The sequence below is a fragment of the Phenylobacterium aquaticum genome, assembly GCF_947378715.1.
Classification (GTDB): Bacteria; Pseudomonadota; Alphaproteobacteria; order Caulobacterales; family Caulobacteraceae; genus Phenylobacterium; species Phenylobacterium aquaticum_A.
Genome location: NZ_CANCLE010000076.1, coordinates 1 through 18569 on the forward strand (window position 1 = coordinate 1; position 18569 = coordinate 18569).

Annotated in this window: 20 protein-coding genes and 1 tRNA gene; 11 read left to right on the forward strand and 10 right to left on the reverse strand. The window is 68.3% G+C overall.

Translation table 11 applies throughout. The features are described 5' to 3' along the window. From thiL to Q7P21_RS11480, 4 genes are all read left to right on the forward strand, one after another. On the forward strand, positions 1 to 846 hold an 846-nt coding region (gene thiL, locus Q7P21_RS11465; protein ID WP_369695342.1), incomplete at its 5' end, for a thiamine-phosphate kinase. A gap of 138 nt (positions 847 to 984) precedes the next feature. After that, on the forward strand, positions 985 to 1443 hold the full coding sequence (locus Q7P21_RS11470) for a chemotaxis protein CheW (RefSeq protein ID WP_304164587.1): 459 nt from the start codon (positions 985 to 987) through the stop codon (positions 1441 to 1443). A gap of 4 nt (positions 1444 to 1447) precedes the next feature. Further along, entirely contained in the window at positions 1448 to 1915 is a 468-nt protein-coding gene (locus tag Q7P21_RS11475) for a hypothetical protein (protein WP_304177175.1), read from the forward strand. A 231-nt stretch (positions 1916 to 2146) separates the two neighbouring features. Beyond that, positions 2147 to 4306: a sodium-translocating pyrophosphatase gene (locus tag Q7P21_RS11480; protein ID WP_304164593.1), complete on the forward strand. Its 2160-nt coding sequence runs from the start codon at positions 2147 to 2149 to the stop codon at positions 4304 to 4306. Between the two features lie 67 nt (positions 4307 to 4373). Here the strand turns inward: Q7P21_RS11480 and Q7P21_RS11485 are convergent, their stop codons facing one another. The 7 genes from Q7P21_RS11485 to Q7P21_RS11510 all read right to left on the reverse strand — a co-directional run bounded on the left by Q7P21_RS11485 (position 4374) and on the right by Q7P21_RS11510 (position 12996). Next, entirely contained in the window at positions 4374 to 5063 is a 690-nt protein-coding gene (locus Q7P21_RS11485) for a response regulator (RefSeq protein WP_304164596.1), read from the reverse strand. Further along, positions 5060 to 7741, reverse strand: a complete 2682-nt coding sequence (locus Q7P21_RS11490) for a sensor histidine kinase KdpD (RefSeq protein WP_304177178.1) — start codon at positions 7739 to 7741, stop codon at positions 5060 to 5062. Before Q7P21_RS11490 ends, Q7P21_RS11485 begins: the two co-directional genes overlap by 4 nt. Then, entirely contained in the window at positions 7738 to 8328 is a 591-nt protein-coding gene (gene kdpC, locus Q7P21_RS11495; RefSeq protein WP_304177179.1) for a potassium-transporting ATPase subunit KdpC, read from the reverse strand. Before kdpC ends, Q7P21_RS11490 begins: the two co-directional genes overlap by 4 nt. A 92-nt stretch (positions 8329 to 8420) precedes the next feature. Further along, positions 8421 to 10490: a potassium-transporting ATPase subunit KdpB gene (gene kdpB, locus Q7P21_RS11500; RefSeq protein WP_304164603.1), complete on the reverse strand. Its 2070-nt coding sequence runs from the start codon at positions 10488 to 10490 to the stop codon at positions 8421 to 8423. Between the two features lie 11 nt (positions 10491 to 10501). Next, positions 10502 to 12211: a potassium-transporting ATPase subunit KdpA gene (gene kdpA, locus Q7P21_RS11505; protein WP_304177181.1), complete on the reverse strand. Its 1710-nt coding sequence runs from the start codon at positions 12209 to 12211 to the stop codon at positions 10502 to 10504. 13 nt (positions 12212 to 12224) lie between these two features. After that, positions 12225 to 12311, reverse strand: a complete 87-nt coding sequence (locus tag Q7P21_RS20485) for a potassium-transporting ATPase subunit F (protein WP_368670086.1) — start codon at positions 12309 to 12311, stop codon at positions 12225 to 12227. 196 nt (positions 12312 to 12507) lie between these two features. Beyond that, positions 12508 to 12996: an outer membrane protein assembly factor BamE gene (locus tag Q7P21_RS11510; protein WP_304164608.1), complete on the reverse strand. Its 489-nt coding sequence runs from the start codon at positions 12994 to 12996 to the stop codon at positions 12508 to 12510. A 99-nt stretch (positions 12997 to 13095) separates the two neighbouring features. On the opposite strand from Q7P21_RS11510, the gene Q7P21_RS11515 reads away from it, so the two are divergent. From Q7P21_RS11515 to Q7P21_RS11540, 6 genes are all read left to right on the forward strand, one after another. Then, positions 13096 to 13641 (forward strand): ubiquinol-cytochrome C chaperone family protein, encoded by a 546-nt coding sequence (locus tag Q7P21_RS11515; protein ID WP_304177183.1) that lies wholly within the window; start codon positions 13096 to 13098, stop codon positions 13639 to 13641. After that, on the forward strand, positions 13638 to 14156 hold the full coding sequence (locus Q7P21_RS11520; RefSeq protein WP_304164610.1) for a DUF177 domain-containing protein: 519 nt from the start codon (positions 13638 to 13640) through the stop codon (positions 14154 to 14156). The genes Q7P21_RS11515 and Q7P21_RS11520 overlap by 4 nt, the downstream gene beginning before the upstream one ends. A 76-nt stretch (positions 14157 to 14232) precedes the next feature. Continuing rightward, a complete protein-coding gene (gene plsX, locus Q7P21_RS11525) occupies positions 14233 to 15285 on the forward strand; it encodes a phosphate acyltransferase PlsX (protein ID WP_304177184.1) in 1053 nt (350 codons plus the stop codon). After that, a complete protein-coding gene (locus Q7P21_RS11530; protein WP_304164616.1) occupies positions 15286 to 16266 on the forward strand; it encodes a beta-ketoacyl-ACP synthase III in 981 nt (326 codons plus the stop codon). A gap of 134 nt (positions 16267 to 16400) precedes the next feature. Then, the gene (locus Q7P21_RS11535; RefSeq protein WP_304164619.1) at positions 16401 to 16703 is read left to right on the forward strand and encodes an integration host factor subunit alpha; all 303 of its coding nucleotides are present in this window, start codon (positions 16401 to 16403) and stop codon (positions 16701 to 16703) included. Between the two features lie 14 nt (positions 16704 to 16717). After that, complete coding sequence (locus tag Q7P21_RS11540) at positions 16718 to 17131, forward strand: MerR family transcriptional regulator (protein ID WP_304164621.1); 414 nt, start codon at positions 16718 to 16720, stop codon at positions 17129 to 17131. A 90-nt stretch (positions 17132 to 17221) separates the two neighbouring features. On the opposite strand, the gene Q7P21_RS11545 is transcribed toward Q7P21_RS11540, so the two are convergent. The 3 genes from Q7P21_RS11545 to Q7P21_RS11555 form a co-directional block, all read right to left on the reverse strand. Next, positions 17222 to 17298, reverse strand: a tRNA-Pro gene (locus Q7P21_RS11545). Positions 17299 to 17359: 61 nt separating this feature from the next. After that, entirely contained in the window at positions 17360 to 17557 is a 198-nt protein-coding gene (locus Q7P21_RS11550; protein WP_304164623.1) for a DUF2842 domain-containing protein, read from the reverse strand. Positions 17558 to 17589: 32 nt separating this feature from the next. Then, positions 17590 to 17838 carry a GlsB/YeaQ/YmgE family stress response membrane protein gene (locus tag Q7P21_RS11555; protein WP_304164626.1) on the reverse strand — a complete coding sequence of 83 codons (249 nt, stop codon included), beginning with the start codon at positions 17836 to 17838 and terminating at the stop codon, positions 17590 to 17592. 143 nt (positions 17839 to 17981) lie between these two features. On the opposite strand from Q7P21_RS11555, the gene Q7P21_RS11560 reads away from it, so the two are divergent. Continuing rightward, on the forward strand, positions 17982 to 18569 hold a 588-nt coding region (locus tag Q7P21_RS11560; protein ID WP_304177186.1), incomplete at its 3' end, for a COX15/CtaA family protein.

Sequence of the window (18569 nt, forward strand, 5' to 3'; positions counted from 1 at the left end):
GTCATCCCGTCGCGACCCGGGTTCGATCTGGTCGTGACCAAGGACGCCCTGGTCGCGGGCGTGCACTTCCAGCCCGACGAGCCGCCGGATCGGATCGCGCGCCGGCTGTTGCGCGCCAATCTCTCCGACCTGGCCGCCAAGGCCGCCGCGCCCTTCGGCTATTTCCTGATGACCGCCTGGCCGCCCGGGTTCGACTGGAGCCAACGCCAGGCCTTCGCTGAGGGCCTCAGGGAGGATGGCGCGACCTTCGACGTCTCCCTGCTGGGCGGCGACACAGTCGCGACCCCGGGGCCGTTGACGGTCTCCATGACCCTGCTGGGCTGGGTCCCGGCCGGCCAGATGATCCGGCGCGCCGGCGCGCGGCCCGGGGACCTGGTGATCGTCAGCGGGCCGATCGGGGACGGTTGGCTGGACTGGGGACCGGGCGCGGGACAGCTCGACCGCCGCTGGCTCGCCGAGCCCTACCGCCTACCCAATCCGCGCCTGGACCTTCGGGATCTCTTGCGCAGTCACGCGAGCGCGGCGGCCGATATTTCCGACGGCCTGATCGCCGACGCGGGCCATGTGGCGCGCGCCAGTGGGGTCTCCATGACCCTGGACCTCGATCGCATGCCAATCTCAGCCGCCGCCGAGGCCTGGCTGGCGACGCAAGCCGATCGGGCCGGCGGCCTGCAGCGGCTGGCGACCGGCGGCGATGATTATGAGCTTTTGCTCACCGCGCCGCCGGAGACCGCGACGCGTCTGGGGCTCCCCGTGATCGGCGAGGTTCAGGCCGGGCGGGGCGTGATCGCCCGTGCCGGGGGCCGCGATCTGGATGTGGGAGCCGGCGGCTGGCGCCACCGCTGACGCCCCGGGACAGGACGTCGCGGTTCGGGGCCCTTAACGAAGTGATCACCACGATGACCGATGGTTCGGAGGTCTTGAGTCGTTCCACGCGCCGAATGAGGCCCGCGGGCGGCCCGATGAGCTTCTGGATGGGACGAGATGTCGGACGAAGCCCCCCTCGAAATGATCTCATTCCTGGTCAATGATCAGGCCTTCTGCCTCGACGTCTCGGTGATCCGCGAAATCCGCGGCTGGACCCCGGCGACCCCGCTGCCCGGCGCGCCGCTTGAGGTGCGCGGCGTGATCAACCTGCGCGGCGTGATCATGCCGGTCGTCGATCTCAAGGCCCGGCTGGACCAGGGTCTGACCGAACCTTCCAGCCGCCACGTGATCATCGTCCTGGAACTGGGGGACCGTCAGGCCGGCCTGCTGGTCGAGGCTGTGCAGGAAACCTTCAAGATCTCCCGCGACGCGCTGCAGCAGCCGCCGTCGCTCAGCGACCCGGCGGTGATCGGATTGGTCGGCGCCATCCTGTCCCTGGGCGGGCGCATGGTCAGCATGCTGGTGCCCGAAGCCCTGCTGCCGGAAAGCGCCATGGCCTCGGCCGTCGCGGCCTGATCGCATGCGCCGACGGATCCTGGCCTTCGCCGCAGGCGCCCTTCTGATCGCAGGGCCCGCCTTGGCCGCTGAGGGCGGCGGCAAGGACAAGGGAAAGGACAAGGAACCCACCCAATATGTCGATCTGCAGCCCGTGGGACTGCCGGTCGTCCTGAACGGCCGCCTCATCAACTACATCTTCGTCTCGATCCGCATCCAGCTGACGCCCAACGCCAATGTCAGCAAGGTGCGGACGAAGGAGCCCTATTTCCGCGACGCCCTGGTCAAGCTCGGCCACCGCACGCCGTTCACCAATCCCAAGAGCTACATGACCCTCGACATGCCCCGGCTGAAGGCGGTGTTCGGGCAGGAGGCCAGCGCGATTGCGGGCCCCGGCAATGTGCAGTCCATCGACGTGATGGCCGAGACGCCGCAGAAAACCAGCGGGCTGCCGCATCCAGACGGCGGAAAAACGACCACCATTCAGCCCTGACACCGGTCCCGGCGCCTCGCCAGGGACGGGTCCCGCCAGCCATTTCGCGCGGATCCATGAGCAGTGTTGCTTCGGCGCATCAGTTTTGGCATTTTCCCACGTCTCAATTAGGGGCGCACGACGAGGCGTCCCAGTTCTGGGGAAACAACAGGGGCCGGGAACAATGCGATTGCAGCGCGTTTTGGCTGTGATCGCCCCCCCTCCGCGCAATCGCAAAGGGGCGCTTTAATCATGAGTCTTACGCTTACGCTGGTGATCGCAGCCGGTGCATTGGCGGTGTTGTACGGGATCGTACAGACCGCCTCGCTGTTGCGGGCCTCGCCAGGCAATGCCCGCATGCAGGAGATCGCCGCCGCCATTCAGGAGGGCGCGCAGGCCTATCTGAAGCGGCAATATACGGCCATCGCCATGGTCGGGGTGGTGGTGCTGTTCGCGCTCTACTTCCTGATCGGGATCTATTCCGCTGCGGGCTTCCTGATCGGCTCGGTGCTCTCGGGCGCCGCCGGTTTCGCCGGCATGCTGATCTCGGTGCGCGCTAATGTGCGGACCGCCCAGGCCGCATCGGAGAGCCTCGCCAAGGGCCTGAAGCTCGCCTTCACCTCCGGGGCCATCACCGGCCTGCTGGTCGCGGGCTTCGCCCTGATCGGGGTGGCGGGCTATTACGCCTTCCTGACCGAGCACCAGGGCCTGGCCGGGTCCGACCGCCACGTCATCGACGGTCTGGTGTCGCTGGGCTTCGGCGCCTCGCTGATCTCGATCTTCGCCCGCCTCGGCGGCGGCATCTTCACCAAGGGCGCCGACGTTGGCGGCGACATGGTGGGCAAGGTGGAAGCCGGCATCCCCGAGGATGACCCGCGCAACGCCGCGACCATCGCCGACAATGTGGGCGACAATGTCGGCGACTGCGCCGGCATGGCCGCCGACCTGTTCGAGACCTATGCGGTGACCACGGTCGCCACCATGGTGCTGGCCGCGATCTTCTTCGGCGGCTCGGCCCTGCTCGGCAACATCATGCTGCTGCCGCTGGCGATCTGCGGCGTCTGCATCATCACCTCGATCATCGGCACCTTCGCCGTTCGCCTGGGCAAGTCAGGCTCGATCATGGGCGCGCTCTATCAGGGCCTGATCGTGACCGGCGTGCTCTCCGCGATCGCGCTCTGGTTCCTGATCCCCTCGCTGGTCACCGGCGACCTGACGGTCAATGTCGGCACGCCGCTGGAAAAGACCTTCAACGCCATGTCGCTGTTCTACTGCTCCATGGCGGGCCTGGTGATCACGGCGCTGATCGTGATGATCACCGAGTACTACACCGGCACCAACTTCCGCCCGGTGAAATCGGTGGCCCAGGCTTCGGTCTCCGGCCACGGCACCAACGTGATCCAGGGCCTGGCCATGAGCCTTGAATCCACGGCCGCTCCGGCCCTGGTGATCATCGTCGGCATCATCGTCACCTACAATCTGGCGGGCCTGTTCGGCATCGCCATCGCCACGACCGCCATGCTGTCGCTGGCGGGCTTTGTCGTCGCCCTGGACGCCTTTGGTCCGGTCACCGACAACGCCGGCGGCATCGCCGAGATGGCCGGTCTTCCGAAGGAAGTCCGCGTCACGACCGACGCCCTCGACGCCGTCGGCAACACCACCAAGGCGGTCACCAAGGGCTATGCGATCGGTTCCGCCGGTCTCGGCGCCCTGGTGCTGTTCGCGGCCTACACCGAGGACCTGAAGTACTTCGCGGCCAATGCGACGCCGGGCTCGTTCTTCGACGGCCTGGGCGCGGTCGCCTTCGATCTGTCCAACCCCTATGTCGTGGTCGGCCTGCTGTTCGGGGGGCTTCTGCCCTTCCTGTTCGGTGGCATGTCGATGACCGCCGTGGGCCGCGCCGCCCAGTCGGTCGTGGTCGAGGTCCGTCGCCAGTTCCGCGAGAACCCCGGCATCATGACGGGTGAGGTGAAGCCGGAATACGGCCGCGCCGTGGACATCCTGACCAAGGCCGCGATCAAGGAGATGATCGTGCCCTCCCTGCTGCCGGTGGCCAGCCCGATCGTGCTGTTCTTCGCCATCAACGCCATTGCCGGGAAGGTCGACGCTTTCGCCTGCCTCGGCGCCATGCTGATGGGGGTGATCGTCACCGGTCTGTTCGTCGCCATCTCGATGACCTCGGGCGGCGGCGCGTGGGACAACGCCAAGAAGGTGATCGAAGAAGGCTTCACCGACAGTGACGGCGTCCTGCATGGCAAGGGTTCGGAGGCTCACAAGGCCGCCGTGACCGGCGACACCGTCGGCGACCCCTACAAGGACACCTCGGGTCCCGCCGTGAACCCGATGATCAAGATCACCAACATCGTGGCTCTGCTGCTGCTGGCGATCCTGGCCCGGGGCGTGATCCACTAGAGGATCGATCACCCTGGTCTGAAACGACCGACGCCCCGGAGAGCGATCTCCGGGGCGTCTTCTTATGTCAGCCCAGCCAGCGGTAGCCGACCCCGGGCTCGGTGGCGATCAGGGTAGGGGCGGATGGATCCGGCTCGATCTTCTGGCGCAGCTGGGCGATGAACACCCGCAGGTACTGGACGTCCTCGGTGTGGGCAGGCCCCCAGACGGCGGTCAGCAGCTGGCGGTGGGTGACCACCTTGCCCGATCCCTCGACCAGCTGGACCAGCAGGTCATATTCCTTCGGCGACAGGTGCAGGGCGACGCCGGCCTTGCTGACCAGCCGCTTGATCATGTCGATGCGCAGGTCGCCGGCCTCGACGATCGGCTCCGCGCCGACCCTGTGCAGCCTGTGGCGCATCGCGACCCTCAGGCGGGCCAGCAGCTCGCCCACCCCGAACGGCTTTTCCACATAGTCGTCGGCCCCGAGGTCAAGGGCGTCGATCTTCTCGGTCTCGCGATCGCGGGCCGACAGGATCAGGATAGGGCCGTCATAGAAGGCCCGCGCCTTCTCCAGGGCCGCCTTGCCGTCCATGTCAGGCAGGCCGAGATCCAGCACCACGGCGTCGGGCGCCTTGCGGGCGATCTCGCGCAGGCCCTCGGTGGCGGTGTCGGCGCGGACATGCTCATAGCCGGCAGCCTCCAGGGCCGGACCCAGGAAGCGGTGGATCTGCGGCTCGTCGTCGATCACCAGCACGCGCGGCTTATGGGCGCTCACAGCAGCTGCTCCGGGGTCTGGTGTTCCTTGGGCAGGCTGATCAGGATTCGGGTGCCGCGTCCGTCATGGATCGGACTGGCGGCGGCGATGCGGCCGCCCATGGCCTCGACAAAGCCCTTGGAAATGGCGAGGCCCAGGCCCGCGCCCTTGCCGCGGTCGGTGGCCTCCTCCATGCGCCGGAACTTCTCGAACACCCGTTCCAGCTCGGCCGTCGGGATCCCGCGCCCCTCGTCCTCGATGGCGATCACCACATTGGCGCGGTCTTCATAGGCCGCCACCTCGATGCGCGACCCATCGGGGCTATAGGCCACCGCATTCTCCAGGATGTTGACCAGGGCCTGTTCCAGCAGCGAAGGATCGGCCTTCACCATGGTCAGTTCGGGCGGGAAGTCGCGGATGATCTGGCGGGTCTCCAACCGGCGCGAGACCCGATCCACGGCGGCGCGCAGCACGTCGCGCAGATCGACCCAGTCGCGACGGGTGACCAGGGCGCCGCCCTCCAGCCGGGTCATGTCCAGCAGGTCGCCGACATAGCGGTTCAGCCGCTCCGCCTCTTCGCGGATCGACAGCATCAGGTCGCGCTGCGTCGCCTTGTCCAGCGACTTGCCATAGTCGAGCAGGGTGGTGACCGAGCCCAGCACGGTCGAGAGCGGGGTGCGCAGGTCATGGCTGACCGAGTTCAGCAGGGCTGAGCGCAGGCGGTCGGAGCGCAGCAGCGCCTGGGCGTCGGCGGCCTGGGCGGCGAATTCGGCGCGCTCCAGGGCGACGGCCCCCTGGTCGAGCAGGGCGCCGACGAAGCGGGCGTCCTCCTCCGCCTGGACGGCGTGGGGCTCGACACCGGCGACCCCGGCCCGCGCCTTGCCGCCCTGCAGGGGCCGGAAGGTCCAGGCGGAATTGGGCAGGGTGCCGGTGCCGGCCCCGGCGGGTTCGCCCTTTTCCCAGGCCCAGCGGGCGGCGGCGAAGTCCATGGAGGTGAGGGCGTCCAGAGGCGGCGCCGCCGCGCTCAGCACGATGTCGTCCTCTCCGGGCGTCAGCACCACGGCCGCGCCATTGGTGGCGGCGGCCAATTGCTCGGCCAGGACCTGGGCGGCGGCGGCATGGCCGACAGCGGAGGACAGCCGGCGGCTCGCGGCCAGCAGGGCGGCGACGGCGGCGGCCCGCCGCGACACCGCGCGGCCCTGGTCGCGCACCCGGCCGGTCAGCCAGCCGGTGACCAGGGCGGCGACGAAGAACACCGCGAAGGTCAGGACATCCGCCGGATGGCCGATCCAGATGGTCAGCCGCGGGTCGAGAAAGAAGAAGTTGTAGACGAAGGCCGAGACCGCCGCCGCAGTCAGCGCCGGCCACAGGCCGAGCGTCAGGCCGCTGGCCAGCACCCCCAGCATGAAGAACATCGCCAGATTGGCGTCGTCGCTGATCCGGTCGGTGAGCGCGGCCACGGCGGTCGCCAGCCCGACCAGGCCCAGGGCGCCCAGATGCCCCATCCAGGGCCAGCTCCTCAGGCTTCGACGCGGCGTACGCGGCGCGGCGGGCTCCGCCTCGGCCTGCTCGGTGACCACATGCAGGGCCGCGCCCTGGGAGGCGTCCAGCAGCGAGGTGATCAGCGATTTGCGGAACGGGTTGCGTCGGGGCAGCGTCGACTTGCCGACCACGATCTGGGTGACGTTGTTCAGCCGCGCATAGTCCAGGGTCGCGGTGACCAGGTCGTCGCCGGTCAAGACGACGGTCGAGCCGCCGAGCTGGTCGGCCAGCTTCAGGGCGTCATTGAGCCGGGCCGAGGCCGTGGGCGAGGGGGCGGGGGCGTTGGGCCGCTCGACATGGGCGACCACCCAGGGCGCATCCATCATCATGTCCGAGAGCCGCCGCCCGGCCCGCACCAGGCTGCCGGCCACGGCGTCTGGCCCCACCAGCACCAGGATGCGTTCCCCCGCCGCCCACGGTCCCTGGACGCCGGCGCGCTTCATGGCCCCCAGCAGCTGGTCATCGACGGTCTGGGCCGCCCGGCGCAGGGCCAGTTCGCGCAAGGCCGTCAGGTTCTCGGGCTTGAAGAACCGCTCGGCCGCGATGCGGGCGGTGTCGGCCATGTAGACCTTGCCCTCGGCCATGCGCTGGCGAAGCTCGGAGGGGGTGATGTCGATCAGTTCGATCTCGTCGGCCCGCGACAGGGCCGAGTCCGGCACGGTCTCGCGTTGCCGCACCCCGGTGATCCGCCAGACCACCTCTTTCAGGCTCTCCAGGTGCTGGACATTGAGCGTGGTCCAGACGTCGATCCCGGCGCCCAGGATCTCCTCGACGTCCTGCCAGCGTTTCTCATGGCGGGAACCAGGCACATTGCTGTGCGCATATTCATCGACCAGCAGCAGCTCAGGCCGCCGCGCGATCGCCCCGTCGATATCGAATTCCAGGAGGGTGCGGCCGCGATAGTCGATCGGCGCGCGGCCCATCACGTCCAGTCCGCGCAACAGGGACTGGGTCTCGCGCCGGCCATGGGTCTCGACCACACCCACCACGACGTCGCCGCCCTCGGCCTTTCGGCGTCGGGCGGCGCGCAGCATCTCGTAGGTCTTGCCGACCCCGGGCGCCATGCCCAGGAAGACCTTCAGTCGCCCCCGACCAGGACGCGGCGTGGCGGCGAGCAGGGCGTCAGGGTCGGGGCGGAGCGGTTCGTCAGGGCTCATGCGGCCGGAGCGTGACGCACCGGGTAGCGGGCGTCGAGAGCCAGGTTGACCTTCAGCACATTGACATGCGGCTGGCCCAGCACACCCAGGGTCCGCCCCTCGGTATTGGCGGCGATGACCGCCTCGACCTCGCTGGCCTTGACCCCCCGCGCCTGGGCCACCCGGGCGACCTGGAAGGCGGCGTAGTCGGGGGTGATGTGCGGATCGAGCCCTGACGCCGAGGTGGTCAGGGCATCGGCGGGGACAGGCGTCCCGGGACGATCGGCGCCGACGGCCTTGGCGCTGTCGCCCTCGCGCTTGATCAGGTCGGGATTGAGCGGGCCGAGGTTGGAGCCGGAGGAGGCCGAGGCGTCATAGCCATTGGTCCCGGCCGCCGAGGGCCGCGAGTGCAGATACTCAGCCCTGGCGAAGGTCTGGCCGATCAGCTCGGAGCCGATCACCTGGCCGCCGGAGCGGATCAGGCTGCCGCCGGCCTGCCAGGGGAACAGGAGCTGGCTGACGCCGGTGACGGCCAGGGGATAGGCCACCCCCAGCAGCAGGGTGAAGAAGACCGTCGTGACGATCGCGGGACGAAGGGAGGCGAGCATGGATACGCTCCTAGAGGACCGCGCCGAGAATGGCGCAGGTGAAGACGACGGCCAGCAGGCTGGCCGAGACGATGAGTTCGCGCAGGCCCACCTCAGGCGAGCCCCAGGGCGGTGACCAGCATGTCGACCAGCTTGATGCCGATGAACGGCGCCACGAGCCCGCCCAGGCCGTAGATGGCCAGGTTGCGCGACAACAGCTTGCCGGCCCCGATGGCCCGGTAGGTGACGCCGCGCAGGGCCAGCGGGATCAGCATGACGATGATCACGGCGTTGAAGATCACCGCCGAGAGGATCGCGCTCTGAGGGCTGGTCAGATGCATGACGTTGAGCGCGCCCAGCGCGGGCAGGCCGGCCACGAAAATCGCCGGGATGATGGCGAAATACTTGGCGACGTCATTGGCCACCGAGAAGGTGGTCAGCGCGCCGCGGGTGATCAGCATCTGCTTGCCGACCTCGACGATCTCGATGAGCTTGGTCGGGTCGCTGTCGAGGTCGACCATGTTGCCGGCCTCGCGGGCGGCCTGGGCGCCGGTCTGCATGGCCACCCCGACATCGGACTGGGCGAGCGCCGGGGCGTCATTGGCGCCGTCGCCGCACATGGCGACCAGCCGACCCTTGGCCTGTTCCTCGCGGATCAGCCGCAACTTGTCCTCGGGCGTGGCCTCGGCGAGGAAGTCGTCGACCCCGGCCTCCGAGGCGATCGCCGCAGCGGTCACCGGATTGTCGCCGGTGATCATCACCGTGCGCAGGCCCATCCGACGCAGGTCGGCGAAGCGCTCCTTCACGCCCGGCTTCACCACGTCCTTCAGATGGATGACCCCCATCAGGGCGCCATCCTCGCTGACCGCCAGGGGGGTGCCGCCGGAACGGGCGATACGATCCACGGCCGCCGACAACTCGGCGGGGACCTGATCAGGGCTGAGCGACAGGGTCTTGAGGACCGCGTCGACCGCGCCCTTGCGCCAGGATTTGCCGCCGACGTCGAGGCCGGACTGGCGGGTCATGGCGCTGAAGGCGATGAGGGTCGCGCCCTCGGGCGCCTGCAGGGTCAGGCCCTTGTCGCGGGCCAGATCAACGATCGAGCGGCCCTCAGGCGTCTCGTCGCCCAGCGAGGCCATCAGGGTGGCGCGCAGGGCGGCTTCCGGCAGCACGCCGGGTGCGGAGATCACTTCGGTGGCCATGCGGTTGCCGAAGGTGATGGTGCCGGTCTTGTCGAGCAGCAGGGTGTCGACGTCGCCGGCGGCCTCCACGGCCCGACCCGAGGTGGCCAGGACATTGACCTTCAGCAGCCGGTCCATGCCGGCGATGCCGATGGCCGACAGCAGCCCGCCGATCGTGGTCGGAATCAGGCAGATGAACAGGGCGCCCAGCACCAGGGGGTCGAGTTTCACGCCGGAATAGGCGCCCAGGCCCAGCAAGGTCACGACCGCGATCAGGAAGATCAGGGTCAGGCCGGCCAGCAGCACGGCCAGCGCGATCTCGTTGGGGGTCTTACGGCGCTCCGCGCCCTCGACCATGGCGATCATGCGGTCGAGGAAGGTGTCGCCCGGCGCCGAGGTGATACGGACCTTGATCCAGTCCGACACCACGGTCGTGCCGCCGGTCACGGCCGACCGGTCGCCGCCGGATTCACGGATCACCGGGGCCGATTCGCCGGTGATGGCCGCCTCGTTGACCGAGGCTATGCCCTCGATGATCTCGCCGTCGGCCGGGACGACGTCCCCGGCTTCGACCAGCACGATCTCGCCTATGCCCAGCTTGTGGGCCGGGGTGGGCACGATGGTCCCGGTCTTGGGGTCGATGATCAGCTTGGCCTTGGTGGTGACCCGCGAGGCGCGCAGGGAATCGGCGGCGGCCTTGCCCCGGCCCTCGGCGACGCTTTCCGCCAGATTGGCGAACAGCACCGTGGCCCAGAGCCAGAGCGCCAGCTGGATGGCGAAGCCCGCAGCCTGGCCGGAGGCGACGGCGACCACGGCGGAGACGGTCGACAGGACCGCGACGATCTCCGTCGTGAAGATCACCGGATTGCCGACCAGCTTGCGCGGATCGAGCTTGCCGACGGCGGCCAGGGCGGCCTGGCCCAGAACCTTGGGTGAGAGGCTGTTGCTGAGCGCGGAAGGGCCGCGACGGCCGGATCCCACGGGAGTGGATGACATGGACATGATGATGTCTCTCAGTGGCCCGCGACCGCCTGAAGCACCTGGAAGTGCTCCACGATCGGGCCAAGCGCGAGGGCGGGGAAGAACTGCAGGCCGCCCATGATCAGCACGACGCCGATCAGGAGGCCGATGAACAGCGGACCGTCGGTGGGGAAGGAGCCGCTGGTAGGGGCGAGCTTGGGCTTGGCGGCCAGGGCGCCGGCGATGGCCAGGACCGGGATCGCATAGGCGAAGCGACCCAGGATCATGGCGATGCCCAGCGTCGTGTCCCAGTAGGGGGCGTTGGCGGTCAGGCCCGCGAAGGCCGAGCCGTTGTTCCCCGCCGCCGAGGAATAGGCGTAGACGATCTCCGACAGCCCATGGGGCCCGTGGTTGAGCAGGCCCGCCAGGGCGGCGGGCAGCACGGCGGCGACCGCCGAGAAGCCGAGGATGGCGGTCGGCAGGATCAGCACCGCCAGCATGGCGAACTTCACCTCCCGGGCCTCAACCTTCTTGCCGAGATATTCCGGGGTCCGGCCGACCATCAGCCCGGCCACAAAGACGGCGATCAGGGCCATGACCACCATGCCATAGAGGCCCGAGCCCACCCCGCCGGGGATGATCTCGCCCAGCTGGATCAGGAACAGGGCGATCCCGCCGCCCAGGGGCATCAGGCTGTCATGCATGGAATTGACCCCGCCGTCCGAGGCGCCCGTGGTGGCGGCCGTCCAGATGGCGGTCGAGGGGGCGCCGAAGCGGACTTCCTTGCCCTCCATGTTGGGGCCGGGGGCGGCGTGGGCCGCGACCTGGGCCGGCGCCGGTTGGACCTCGGCGGCGTAGATGCCGGCTGCGCCCAGGCTGAGCAGGATGGTCATCACCGCCACCAGGGCGCGGGCTTCGGCCTTGGCGAAGGCGACGCGACCGAAGGCGATGACGCAGCCGAAGGAAAGGGCGTTCATGATCACGATCTCGATGAGATTGGTGATCGCGTTCGGGTTCTCGAAGGGGTGGGCGGAGTTGGCGTTGAACACGCCGCCGCCATTGGTGCCCAGCTGCTTAATCGCTTCCTGGCTGGCTGTCGGATAGAGCGAGATGGTCTGTTTGGCGCCTTCCAGGGTGGTGGCGTCGATATGGGCCGCCAGGGTCTGGGGCATGCCCAGTCCCACGAAGACGATGGCGATCACAAACGAGATCGGCAGCAGGACGTAGAGGCTGATCCGGGTCAGATCGACCCAGAAATCCCCAAGATTTTCACCCCGATTGGCCGCGAAGGCCCGGGCCAGCGCCGCAGCCACCGCCATGCCGGCCGCGGCCGACAGGAAGTTGTGTGAGGTCAGGCCGGCCATCTGGGAGAAGGTCGAGACCGTGGTCTCGGGCACATAGGACTGCCAGTTGGTGTTGGTGACGAAGCTGATGGCGGTGTTGAACGCCAGGTGCGGCGCAAGACCCGCGAAGCCCTGAGGGTTCAGGGGCAGCAAGTCCTGGAAGCGCAGGATCAGATAGAGCACCACGAAGCTCGCCGCGCTGAACCCGAGGAACGCCCCGGCGTAGCCCAGCCAGTTCTGGCCCTTCTCGGGCTTCACGCCGCAGGCGGCGTAGATCGCCGCCTCCACAGGCTTGAGCACCGGATCGAGCCAGGTGGAGTCGCCGCGCCAGACGCGGGCCAGATAAATACCGATAGGCCAGCCCAATCCAACGATCAGGGCCAGCGTCAGGGCGATCTCCGCCCATCCTTGCCAGTTCATGGAAATGTGTCCGTCAGAAACGATCGGGTCGCAGCAGGGCGACGATCATGTAGAGGCCAACGCCGACGGCGCCGGCGGCCCAGAGCAGGTTCACCAGCATGGTCAGACGCGCCTCAGGGCGGCGGCATAGGCGCCGAGCCCGACGAAGCAGCCCAGCCCAAGGGCCAGAAACAGGAGATCAAGCATATGGATTCGCTCGCGTGGATCAGGCGGCGAACCTGCGCTTCAGGCGCGTAAGGTCTCCACGCGCCTTCGATCGGCAGCGCATAAGGACCGTATAAGGATTTGGTCGTGGGTTAGCGGCGGTCGCCCGGGCGCTGGCCAGGAACGCCTTCGTCCTCGGCGTTGGGCAGCATCTGGCCACGGCCGACCGAACCGATCAGCTGTTCCATGATGGTCAGCTCGCGGCCACGGGTCGGGGTCTCACGGCCGTTGAAGGCGATGACCTTGCCATCCTTCAGGCTCAGCTGATTGACCGAGGTCACCACCTCGGAGTCCTTGTCGAACTGGATGGCGGTGATGTCGCGCCGGGTGGTGACCGGCTTGCGGAAGGCCACCGTCTCCTTGATCTGGTCGATATAGAACCAGGTGTTGGGGTCGAAGGTGGAGGTCTGGGACGGCGAGCCCAACCGGCCGCGCACGGTCGATTTGGTGTCGGCTCCGACCTTCACGTCCTTGGGATTGGCCTCGATGGCCTGAAAGCCCGAATAGGTGGTGATCGGCGTACACGCGCCCACGGCCAGCAGGCTGGCGGCTATGGCGGCATAGGCGGCGCGTCGAAGCATATCGGACCCGTTCATTTTCCCTGGGCTTTGACCTATCGCTCGCGGCCCCGTACTGCAATGCCGCCCTTAAGCCCGTCTGAGGGCGAAATCGAGGCCAAGATGTTCCTGGACCGCCTGTTCCGTCCCCGACCCGCCCAAATGGCGGGACGCGCGCTCTACACAGCCGTGGTCGCCCAGGCGCGCGATCCTTTGCTCTACAGCGATTGCGGCGCCCCGGACACGGTCGAGGGCCGCTTCGAGATCTATTCCCTGCACGTGGTGCTGCTGCTGGAACGCCTCAGGCGCCAGGGGGCCCTGGCCGCCGAAACGTCGCAGGCCCTGTTCGACACCTATGTCCGCTCCCTTGACGACGCCCTGCGCGAAATGGGCGTCGGTGACCTGTCGGTCGGCAAGAAGATGCGCAAGCTGGGCGAGGCGTTCTATGGACGGGTGAAGTCCTACGAGGCCGCCTTTGAGGTGCTGCCGGACGCCGGTCCCTTGCAGGCCCTGCTGCTGCGCACGGTCTATGACGGGGTGGAGTCCGCCGACACGGGCCGCCTGAGCGCCTATATATTGGCCCAGAAGGCGGCCCTGGCCGCCGCGCCGCTCGAGACCTTGCTGGCGGGTCAGGCGCCTTGGACGACGACCGCCGGAGCTGGCGCATGACCTGGACGCATCCGATTCGCCTGGCCGACCTCGCCCGGGGACCGATCAGCCTGAAGCTGGACGCCGACGAGCCGACCCGCCTGGCCCTGGCCAAGAGCCTCGACCTGGTCAGCCTGCCGGCCTTCAGCTGCGACATCACCATCAAGCCCTGGCTCGACGGTGCGGAGATCGACGGCCGGCTGCATGCCGTGGTCGAACAGATCTGCGGCGTCACCCTGGATCAATTCGAACAGCCGCTGGAGACGCGCTTCGAACTGCGAGTCGTGCCGGCCGGAAGCCCCCATACCCCGAGTGAGTCGGAGGGCGGCGAGATCGAACTGGACCCCGAGGCGCCCGATCCGCCGGATGTGCTGGAGGGCGATATCATCGACATCGCCGCCTATGCCCAGGAACAGCTGGCCCTGAGCGTCGATCCCTTTCCCCGCAAGCCCGGGGTGACTTTCGACTACACCCCTGAGACCCAGGAAGAATCGCCCTTCGCCGCGCTTCTGAAGCTCAAGGGCTCCGAGGGATGAGGGCGGGTTTGTTTGCAACCAGGTTCGGCGGCTGTATCGTCCGGCCGCGCATGAATACGGGGCTGGACGCAACCACGTGAGCCAAACTCAGGTCATTTCTATCGACGCGATGGGCGGTGACCATGGCCCCAGCGAAACCGTGCCCGGCGTGGCCCTGGCCGCCAGGTCCCTGGCGAACGTCCGTTTTCTGCTGCATGGCGACGAGGCGAAGATCGCCCCGGAGCTGGCCCGCTTCCCCGCCCTGAAGGCCCAGGCCGAGGTTCGCCACACCGACAAGATCGTCGCCTCCGACGAGAAGCCCGCCATCGCCCTGCGGCGCGGCAAGGGTTCGTCGATGTGGAACGCCGTCGAGGCCGTGAAGGCCGGCGAGGCCCAGGCCGCAGTCTCCAGCGGCAACACCGGCGGCCTGATGGCGATCTCGATGCTGATCCTGCGGATGAGCGTCGCGGTCGACCGCCCCTGCCTGGTCGCCAACTGGCCAGGCGCCAAGGGCCTGACCACGGTGCTGGACGTGGGCGCCAATATCGACTGCGACGCCGAGCGCCTGGTCGAGTTCGCGATCATGGGCGAGGCTTATCACCGGGCCGTCCATGGCGTGGCGCGCCCCACGGTCGGGTTGATCAATATCGGCTCTGAGGACGTGAAGGGCCATGAAGAGGTCCGCCAGGCCCACGCCATCCTGAAATCCGGCCGCTTCGACCTGGACTATCGCGGCTTCGTCGAAGGCGACGATCTGTCGAAGAATACGGTCGACGTGGCCGTGACCGACGGCTTCAGCGGCAATCTGATGCTGAAGACCGCCGAGGGCACCGGGCGCTATGTCGAGGCCGCGCTGAAGGGCGCGCTCACCAGTTCGCCCCTGTCTATGCTGGGCGCCCTGCTGGCGCGCGGGGCTCTGCTGGGGTTCCGCGAGAAGCTCAACCCGCCTCGGGCGGCGCCGTTGCTGGGTCTGAACGGCCTGGTGGTCAAGTCCCATGGCGGCGCCAAGGCCCGGGACTTTGGCGACGCGGTGCTGATGGCGGCAGGCTTCCCGCAAAACGACTTCGCCGCCGAGATCGAACGCAATATGACGCGGCTCAGCGCCGCCCTGGCCGCGAGCCATGAGCCCACCGTCGAGGAGCCGTCCTGAGTGACCAAGGTATTGCGTAGCGTCGTCACCGGCGTCGGCGGCTATTTGCCCGACGAGGTGGTGACCAATGACGACCTGGCCAAGGTCGTCGACACCACGGACGAGTGGATCCGCGAGCGCACGGGCATTCGCCAGCGCCATCGCGCAGCGCCGGACCAGGCGGTCTCCGACCTCGCGGTCGAGGCGGCCAAGCGCGCCCTGGAGCGGGCGGGCCGGACAGCGGCGGACGTCGACCTGATCATCGTCGGCACCACCACGGCCGACCTGACCTTTCCGGCGGTGGCGACCATTGTGCAGCGCAAGCTGGGCTGCCCGATCGGCATCGCCTTCGATATCCAGGCGGTCTGCTCCGGCTTTGTCTATGCGCTGTCGACCGCCGACGGCTTCGTGGCCCGGGGCCGGTCCAAATGCGCCCTGGTGATTGGCGCCGAGACCATGACCCGGCTGATGGACTGGACAGACCGCGGCACCTGCGTGCTGTTCGGCGATGGGGCCGGGGCCGTGGTGCTGGAGCCGGGCGAAGGCCAGGGCGAGATCTCCGATCGCGGGCTGCTGGGCTTCGCCCTGCGCGCCGACGGCACCAAACAGGACCTGCTCTATGTCGACGGCGGGGTCTCGACCAATGGTCAGATCGGCCACCTGCGCATGCAGGGCAACCAGGTGTTCCGCCACGCCGTGGTCAATATCTCCGAGGCCGTGATTGCTGCGGCCAAGGACGCGGGCGTCCAGGTCGCCGACGTCGACTGGTTCATCCCGCACCAGGCCAACAGCCGGATCCTGGACGGCGTGGCCCGCCGGCTGGGCATTGATGAAAGCAAGGTGATCTCCACCGTCGCCGAGCACGCCAACACCTCGGCCGCCTCGATCCCGCTCGCCATGGCCAAGGGCGTCGAGGACGGACGCATCAAGCCCGGGCAACTGCTGTTGCTCGAAGCCATGGGCGGCGGCCTGACCTGGGGCGCCTGCGTGCTCCGCCTTTAGGCGTTCATGCAATCTTGGCCTTGAAGTCTTTGACCTGATGCGACAATCAGGTCATGAGAGATTTCCGAAGGCGGACTGATCGGGGGACCGAGCGGACCGGGTCGGGGTGAGTTCAAGTGGGGGCAGGGGCAAGTATGAAAGGCGCTACCGTGACGCGGGCGGACCTTTGTGAGGCCGTTCACGAGGAAGTCGGGCTGACCCGCCAGGACTGTTCCGAGCTGGTCGAGCGGACCCTCGAGCTGGTGGCTGCCGCGCTGGAAGACGGCGAGCAGGTCAAGCTGTCCGGATTTGGCGTGTTCCAGGTGCGCGCCAAGCGCGCCCGCATGGGCCGCAACCCCAAGACCGGCGAACCGGCCGCCATCGAGCCCCGCCGCGTGATCGGTTTTCGCGCCTCCCAGGTCATGAAAGCGCGCGTCGACCGCGCCCTGTCGCGGTGAGGCCGCTCTAGCCCGTGAGCAAGGGCCCGGACGCCTTTCGGACCATCTCGGAAGCGGCCGATGAGTTGGACGTGCCTCAGCACGTCCTGAGATTCTGGGAGACGCGGTTCTCCTTCATCCGTCCGATGAAGCGCGCTGGCGGCCGGCGGTTCTACCGGCCCCAGGACATCGCCATGCTGCGCGGGGTCAAGACCCTGCTGCATGAGGACGGCTACACCATCAAGGGCGTGCAAAAGCTGCACAAGGAGGAGGGGCTCAAGCGGGTCCTGGCCGCCTCCGGCGCGCGACCGATCCGGGCCGGCTCCGGCCCCGTGCCCTCCCTCGCCGACATCGAACTGGATGACGCCGGCCGCGTGCGGTTGAGCTCGGCCCTGGACGATCTGGTGGCCGCCAAGGCGCGGCTCGACGCCCTGCTCGGACGCGCCTGAGATCGAGCCCCGGGCGCGGCTGCGCCCCGGCGGGGAAGTCTGATCTGAAGGCGAAGGGTTCCCGTGGGGGAGGGAACATTGTCCACCCGATGGTCGGGGCGACAGGATTTGAACCTGCGACCCCTTGACCCCCAGTCAAGTGCGCTACCAGGCTGCGCTACGCCCCGACATCGGTGGAGGGGTCTTCTAACGCCTTGCGACGGGCGGGCAAGCGCAAATTCGCGCCGTCTACTTCCCGCGGTTCATCCACGACAGAAGCGGCAGGATCGGGACCCCCCAGCCAATCCCGACGACGGCGAAGAAGATCAGCTTCACCACCATATTGTCGGGCAGGTGGTCGGATATGGCGGTGGCGGCCCAGATATAGCCGGCCAGGAAGGCCATCAATCCGGCGCCCCCGATGAGTTTGCGTACGCGTGCGGTCATGGCCGGGGTGTACAGGCGCCCACCCTGGCTTGTCACCTGCGCCGCAACAGGCTGAGCACAGCCAGCAGCAGGACGGCGCCCGCCGTCGAGACCGCCAGGCTGCCCAGGAAACCCCCGAACTGGATCTCCAGGCCGTCGGCGATCCAGCCCCCCAGCAGGGCGCCAAGCAGCCCGACGATCAGGTTGGCGAACAGGCCATGGCGACGGTTCAGCACCCGCTTGGCGATCCAGCCCGCCAGCATGCCGACCAGCACGACGCCGAGGATTCCGATGCCGTGCATGGTCTGGGTCAGGTCCCGCGGGGCTGTCTCGGAGGTTGGCGGGAACCATCCCCGGTTCGGGCGGGCTTCGCAAGCGTGGACGCGGCCCCGCATCTCAGGTAGCGGAGCCCAGAGTTCGTTCTGAAGGAATCGCCGTCACCCCCATGACATCCTTCCTCCGTTCCGACCGGTCCCGCCCGGTCGCTGTCTGGCTGTTCGCCGTCGCGGTCCTGGTCCTGGCCATGGTCGTGGTCGGCGGGGCCACACGCCTGACTGATTCCGGTCTGTCCATCACCCAGTGGAAGCCGGTCTCAGGCGCCTTGCCGCCGCTCAACACCCAGGACTGGAACGACGAGTTCTCCCGCTACAAGGAGATCCCTCAGTACGCCCAGCTCAACAAGGGCATGAGCCTTCAGGCCTTCAAGCGCATCTACTGGTGGGAGTGGGGCCACCGCCTGCTGGGCCGTCTGGTCGGCGCCGCCTTTGGTCTGCCCTTCCTCTATTTTCTGGTCCGCCGAGAGATTCCGCGCCGGCTGATCTGGCGCTGCGCCGTGCTGTTCGGCCTGGGCGGCCTCCAGGGCCTTGTCGGCTGGTGGATGGTGGCCAGTGGCCTTGCCGGCCGCGTCTCCGTCGCGCCGGAACGCTTGGCGACCCATCTCGGCCTGGCCTTCATCCTGCTGGCGGCCCTGGTCTGGACGGCGCTGGACGCCTGGGCCGGCGCGCCGCGGGTCAAGGCCCAGACCCCCTGGATC

Bases quoted from the DNA above. Each gene is read 5' to 3' on its own strand.
- Q7P21_RS11470 (WP_304164587.1), top strand. From the start codon at position 985: ATGTCGGACGAAGCCCCCCTCGAAATGATCTCATTCCTGGTCAATGAT.
- Q7P21_RS11475 (WP_304177175.1), top strand. From the start codon at position 1,448: ATGCGCCGACGGATCCTGGCCTTCGCCGCAGGCGCCCTTCTGATCGCA.
- Q7P21_RS11480 (WP_304164593.1), top strand. From the start codon at position 2,147: ATGAGTCTTACGCTTACGCTGGTGATCGCAGCCGGTGCATTGGCGGTG.
- Q7P21_RS11490 (WP_304177178.1), bottom strand. From the start codon at position 7,741: ATGAGCCCTGACGAACCGCTCCGCCCCGACCCTGACGCCCTGCTCGCC.
- kdpC (WP_304177179.1), bottom strand. From the start codon at position 8,328: ATGCTCGCCTCCCTTCGTCCCGCGATCGTCACGACGGTCTTCTTCACC.
- kdpB (WP_304164603.1), bottom strand. From the start codon at position 10,490: ATGTCCATGTCATCCACTCCCGTGGGATCCGGCCGTCGCGGCCCTTCC.
- kdpA (WP_304177181.1), bottom strand. From the start codon at position 12,211: ATGAACTGGCAAGGATGGGCGGAGATCGCCCTGACGCTGGCCCTGATC.
- Q7P21_RS20485 (WP_368670086.1), bottom strand. From the start codon at position 12,311: ATGCTGGTGAACCTGCTCTGGGCCGCCGGCGCCGTCGGCGTTGGCCTC.
- Q7P21_RS11510 (WP_304164608.1), bottom strand. From the start codon at position 12,996: ATGCTTCGACGCGCCGCCTATGCCGCCATAGCCGCCAGCCTGCTGGCC.
- Q7P21_RS11515 (WP_304177183.1), top strand. From the start codon at position 13,096: ATGTTCCTGGACCGCCTGTTCCGTCCCCGACCCGCCCAAATGGCGGGA.
- Q7P21_RS11520 (WP_304164610.1), top strand. From the start codon at position 13,638: ATGACCTGGACGCATCCGATTCGCCTGGCCGACCTCGCCCGGGGACCG.
- Q7P21_RS11535 (WP_304164619.1), top strand. From the start codon at position 16,401: ATGAAAGGCGCTACCGTGACGCGGGCGGACCTTTGTGAGGCCGTTCAC.
- Q7P21_RS11550 (WP_304164623.1), bottom strand. From the start codon at position 17,557: ATGACCGCACGCGTACGCAAACTCATCGGGGGCGCCGGATTGATGGCC.
- Q7P21_RS11555 (WP_304164626.1), bottom strand. From the start codon at position 17,838: ATGCACGGCATCGGAATCCTCGGCGTCGTGCTGGTCGGCATGCTGGCG.